Origin of the sequence: Dehalobacter sp., from assembly GCA_023667845.1 — a bacterium.
Taxonomy (GTDB): domain Bacteria; phylum Bacillota; class Desulfitobacteriia; order Desulfitobacteriales; family Syntrophobotulaceae; genus Dehalobacter.
In genome coordinates, this window is record JAMPIU010000047.1 from 1 (window position 1) to 1,400 (window position 1,400).

The window sequence follows — 1,400 nt, forward strand, 5'->3', positions numbered from 1 at the left end:
GCTTCATTTTTATTTTTGGACATAAAAAATACACCTCTTTTATTTCGATTCAGATCAAAAAAGGCGCACTAAACAACGGTAGCAAATCAGCTTCCTTTGATTAGTGCACCTTATTTACGAATCCGCATCGAAGCACACATAGGTGTATTTTTGCCTCCAAATATATACTTATCTCTAAGTATATAAAAATATGAACCTACGTCAATACACCCGGCATAAAAAATCACAAAAGTAAGGATTGATATTTATACTTTTATTAATTTTGCTATTGCAGAGAGTTTTAACATATGTTACTATTAACATATGTTAAAACTATAGGAGGCGGCCATGTCAATTAACCATGCCATTTTAGGGATCCTGAGCTGCAGGTCGGTAACCGGATATGATCTGAAGAAAATAATCCAGGAGTCGCCGTTCATGCCCTGGTCCGGCAACAACAACCAAATCTATAAAGCGCTGGTGGAAATCCTTGAGGAAGGTTTTGTTACCCATGAGGTCCGGCACCAGGAAAGCTCTCCCTCGAAAAAGATCTATACTATCACTGAAGAGGGGCTGGCAGAGCTGAGAGACTGGGTGCTTTCTTCTCCCGAACCGCCTGAATTTAAGAAAACATTCCTGATCCAGCTGGCCTGGGCGGATCAGCTGAATGCGGGCGAACTGGACGCCATGCTGGCAGGATATGAAAACGAACTCAAAGCACAAATATTGATGCAAAAAGAAAAACAGCGCAGGGGTTTGTTCTCCCCCGCCAGGAGCGCGCGGGAAGTATACTTGTGGGATATGATATACGAAAACATTATCTCGTCCTACGAAAATGAACTGGACTGGCTGAAAAAATTTCGTGCGGGGATCAATAACGATCATGGAGAGGAGACCAGCAAAATGAATTATAAAGTCGTCGAAAAAAACTCAAAGAAATATATAGAATGCCTTGCTGCAGAAAAACCGGTCCATAACGAACAAGACGCCCTGGACCTTATTGCCGCCTGCGGTGAAAGTGACACTAACCTCTTGATGATCCACGCGGAAGCGTTGGCGGATGACTTTTTCAAACTTAGAACTGGTTTAGCCGGTATAATTCTGCAAAAGTTCATAAACTACCGGGTCAGGACTGCGGTCGTCTTACAAGGTGAAATGAAGTTTGCCGGCAAATTCAAGGAATTTCTCGCCGAATCCAATAAGGGGAAGGACTTCAGGGTATTTAACAGCACTGAGGAAGCTGAAAACTGGCTGATAAACTATGATTAAGCGGGGTAAGTGCAATGCAAACAAAACCTGCTTTTAAGTCACAGGAAGGGAAGGCTGCTGTTTTAAAATTTTACGATTCCCTGCTTGAACAGTGGCCTGTGCCTAATGAAAAATTATACGTTGATACCCGTTATGGAAAGACATTTATTATT

Annotated in this window: 1 protein-coding gene; it reads left to right on the plus strand. The window is 42.2% G+C overall.

Annotation, left to right across the window (positions count from 1 at the left end):
* The first annotated feature begins 327 nt into the window (after positions 1 to 327).
* Entirely contained in the window at positions 328 to 1,248 is a 921-nt protein-coding gene (locus NC238_02140) for a DUF4180 domain-containing protein (protein ID MCM1564758.1), read from the plus strand.
* Positions 1,249 to 1,400: the final 152 nt, after the last annotated feature.

What these genes read in the sequence shown, in the direction of transcription:
- NC238_02140 (MCM1564758.1), top strand. Translation starts at nt 328, where the DNA reads ATGTCAATTAACCATGCCATTTTAGGGATCCTGAGCTGCAGGTCGGTA.